Here is a 3,981-nt window from a genome sequence, read left to right as displayed (position 1 = left end):
GGCGTGGTGAGCATTGCGCTGTTTTTCATCTTTTGCTGCGTGGTGTTTTCACTGATCACCAGCAATTTTCTCTCCAGCACCAACTGGCTGAACATCATTCGCCAAAGCGCCCCGCTGCTGATCGTCGCCACCGCGATGACGCTGGTTATCACCACCGGCGGCATTGATTTATCGGTAGGTTCAACGCTGGCGCTGGTGGGTGCGCTTTCTGCTATCGCGCTAAATAATTGGGGATTGCCGTGGCCGGTGGTGTTAATTGGCGGGCTGTTGCTGGGCGGATTGGTCGGCGCTATCAATGGCTTCTTTATCGCCTTTGAGGGGATTCCGGCGTTTATCGTCACCTTAGCCACCTTAGCCGTAGTGCGCGGCATTGCCTTGCTGGTTACTCAGGGTTACTCAATTCCGGTGCCGGCCGACAGCTTGTTTACCTTTATGGGCCGCGCGTGGGTACTGGGCATCCCGATGCCGGCGCTGATTGGCATCGTGGTGCTGTTTGCCGGGCATATTGTGCTTAACCACATGCGCTTTGGTCGCTACGTGACGGCGATTGGTTCGAATGCCGAAGGCGCGCGCCGCAGCGGCATCAATACCAAAGCAGTCACCATGAAAGTCTACATTATCAGCGGCATGGCGGCAGCGCTGGCCGGGATGATCATTACCGCGCGTCTCGGCAGCGGCTCATCCAATCAGGGCGAAGGCTTTGAGTTGCAGGTGATCGCCGCCGTGGTGCTCGGCAGCACCAGCTTGTTTGGCGGCTTCGGCACCATTATCGGCACGCTGCTGGGCGCGCTGTCGATTGCGATTATCCAGAACGGGCTGATCCTGTCGCACATTTCGCCGTTCTATACGCAAATCGCTACCGGCACCATCATTCTGCTCGCCATCTGGCTCAACACCCGCATTCTCAATCCCACCCGCGCACCGGCAAAAGGATAGCTGATGAAAGGATCGATTTTTCGCCACGCGGATCCGTTACCGCTCGGCGTAAGCAGTGGACATGTGATGACGGTTTTGGGGCCGCTGCCGCTGGCCGAGATGGGCGTCACCTTGATGCACGAACATATTTTGCTGGATGCTTCCGGCAAATGGGTGCCGCCCTGCTGTTGCAGCGATCGTCATATTGCTGAGATGCCAGTGAAGATGGAGAACCTCGGCGAACTCAACATGAATCCGTTGATGAGCCGCGATAACTGCCAGCTGTTTGACGTCGACATGGCGATCGACGAGCTGATGAAGTACCGCGCGTTGGGCGGCGAAACCATCGTCGATCCCACTAATATTGGCATTGGCCGCGATCCCAAAGGGCTGCAACGCATTGCGCGCTTAACCGGACTTAACATCGTGATGGGCACTGGTTTGTATCTGGAGCCGTCGCATCCGGAATGGGTGAAGAGCATCAGCGTTGAGCAACTCAGCGAGAAGCTGATTTTTGACCTTGGCGGCGCAGCAGAGAAACCCGAGGTGATTGCTGGATTGATCGGCGAGATCGGTATCTCCAGCCGTTTTACCGCCGATGAAGAGAAGTCGCTGCGCGCCGCCGGACGTGCCAGTGCGGCGACCGGCGTGCCGATTCAGGTGCATCTGCCGGGTTGGGAACGTTTAGGCCACAAAGTGCTGGATATTCTGCAGCAGGAAGGCGCTGATTTGCGTCACACCGTGCTGTGCCATATGAATCCCAGCTTTGCCGACAAAAGCTATCAGCGCGAACTGGCCGATCGCGGCGTGTTTCTGGAATACGACATGATCGGCATGAGCTATTACTACGCCGATGAATCCGCGCAATCCCCTTCCGATGAAGAGAACGCGCGTGCCATCTGCGAACTGATTGATGACGGCTACATCCAGCAGATTTTGCTGTCGCAGGATGTGTTCCTGAAAACCATGCTGACACGCTATGGCGGCCACGGTTATGGCTACATCCTCAAACATTTTGTCCCGCGCCTGAAACGTCACGGCGTCAGCGGCGAACAACTCGAAACCTTAATGATTGCTAACCCGCAGCGCGTATTTGGCGGGTAAAAGGGAAAATATCATGCAGAAACAAGTCTTGCTGGTGGGCGAATCCTGGACCAGCACCTCAAACCACATTAAAGGCTTTGACCAGTTCTCGACCGCCACCTGGCACAGCGGTGCCAGCGATTTTATCGCGGCGCTGAAAGATAGCGATTATGCCATCACGCATATGCCTGCGCATGCTGCCGCCACAGATTTCCCACTGACGCTCGAAGGGCTGCAAAAGTGGGATGTGATTATCCTGTCGGATATCGGTGCCAACACGCTGCTGCTGCATCCCGATACCTGGCTGAAAAGCCGTCGTACCGCCAATCGCCTGGCGTTAATTCACGATTACGTTGCGGCAGGCGGCAGCCTGATGATGATCGGCGGTTACTTCAGTTTTCAGGGCATTAATGGCGGCGCGCGATTCCGTAATACGCTGGTGGAGAAAGTGTTGCCGGTTCGCTGCCTTGCCTGGGATGATCGCATTGAAACGCCGGAAGGTTCCACGCTAGAAAAGACACAATCGCACGCGCTGTTCGACAACATCTCCGGCGAATGGCCGTGGATGCTCGGTTACAACGAAGTGGAGATGCAGCCCGAAGGTACGCTACTGGCGACCGTCGCCGGGACGTCGCATCCTTTATTAGCGGTGCGGGAATATCAGCAAGGCCGTTCGCTGGTGTGGACCAGCGATATGTCGGCACACTGGCTACCGGAAGAGTTTACCCAATGGCCCGGCTATCGCCAGCTGTGGATTAACTGCTTCGACTGGCTGACGGAGCGCGCCTGATGCAGCCCGCTTCACTGGCACTCGCACAGCAGCTGCTCGGCTTCGACACCATTAATCCGCCGGGTAACGAAGCCGCCTGCATGGCGTTTTTTGCCGCATGGCTCAGCGAGCTGGGTTTTGAGGTTCAGCTGTCGTCGTTTGGTGAAGGTCGTAGCAATCTCGTGGCGCAAATGCGCGGCAGCGCGCCGGGTAAACCGCTGGCGTTTACCGGACATCTCGACACCGTGCCGCTCGGCAATCAGCCGTGGCAGCACGATCCTTTTGGCTCTGAGGTCGCAGACGATCGGCTTTATGGGCGCGGTTCGAGTGACATGAAAGCGGCCATCGCCGCTTTTGCCCTCGCCTGCATCGAGCAACAGCAGGCGATTCTCGCCGGGCGCGGCGTGGTGATGTTGATTACCGGCGGTGAAGAGACCGGCTGCGATGGCGCGCAGGCGCTGATTGCGGCGGGCACCTTACCGGAGATTGGGGCGTTGATCGTTGGCGAACCGACAGCAAATTATCCGGTGATTGGTCACAAAGGCGCGCTGTGGCTGCGCTGCGAGACGCGCGGTAAAACCGCGCACGGCGCGATGCCAGAACTGGGCATTAACGCCATTTATCTTGCCGCCGACGCGTTGGGCAAAATCCGCCACTTCTCGCCCGGCGCGCCGCATCCTTTAATGAAGCAACCGACGCTGAACGTTGGCCGTATTAAGGGTGGCCTGAATATTAACTCGGTGCCGGATCGCACGGCGTTTGATGTCGATATCCGCAGCGCGCCAAACCTGCAACACGCCACCATTCGCCAGCAGTTAGGCGAGTTGCTGGGCGAAGAGGTGCACATCATTACCTTGGTTGATCTGCCTGCAGTGTTGAGTTCCGAAGAGAATCGGTGGATTCAGTCGGTTTATCATCATTGTCAGGCGTTTTTTGAGCAGCCATTAGAGGCGCGCGTGGTGCCGTACTTTACCGATGCCTCGTTGCTGCTGCCGGCGCTGGGCCATCCGCCGTGCATTATTTTAGGCCCGGGCGAACCGACCATGGCACATCAAACCGATGAGTATTGTCTGGTGAGTAAGCTGGGTGAAGCCGAGCAGTTGTATGGGCAGATTATTGCGGAGTGGATGAAGGTTGAGCAAAGGTCGCCATAAATGGCGACCCTACGAAAATCTCGACAATCGCGTGTAGGGTCGCCATTCATGGCGACCGCT

Annotated in this window: 4 protein-coding genes; all 4 read left to right on the top strand. The window is 57.2% G+C overall.

Translation table 11 applies throughout. The features are described from left to right. Positions 1-936, top strand: a 936-nt coding sequence (locus RTY00_RS20160) for an ABC transporter permease (protein WP_312665806.1), incomplete at its 5' end; no start/stop codon positions are given. 3 nt (positions 937-939) lie between these two features. After that, a complete protein-coding gene (locus tag RTY00_RS20155; RefSeq protein WP_312665804.1) occupies positions 940-2,019 on the top strand; it encodes a phosphotriesterase-related protein in 1,080 nt (359 codons plus the stop codon). Positions 2,020-2,032: 13 nt separating this feature from the next. Further along, the gene (locus RTY00_RS20150) at positions 2,033-2,788 is read left to right on the top strand and encodes a glutamine amidotransferase (RefSeq protein ID WP_312665802.1); all 756 of its coding nucleotides are present in this window, start codon (positions 2,033-2,035) and stop codon (positions 2,786-2,788) included. Beyond that, positions 2,788-3,921 carry a M20 family metallopeptidase gene (locus tag RTY00_RS20145; protein ID WP_312665800.1) on the top strand — a complete coding sequence of 378 codons (1,134 nt, stop codon included), beginning with the start codon at positions 2,788-2,790 and terminating at the stop codon, positions 3,919-3,921. The genes RTY00_RS20150 and RTY00_RS20145 overlap by 1 nt, the downstream gene beginning before the upstream one ends. Positions 3,922-3,981 lie beyond the last annotated feature (60 nt).

The organism is Pantoea sp. CTOTU49201, assembly GCF_032054795.1.
GTDB lineage: Bacteria > Pseudomonadota > Gammaproteobacteria > Enterobacterales > Enterobacteriaceae > Pantoea > Pantoea symbiotica.
Note: the sequence above shows the minus strand (reverse complement) of the source record. Positions and strands in the feature narration are given on the sequence as shown.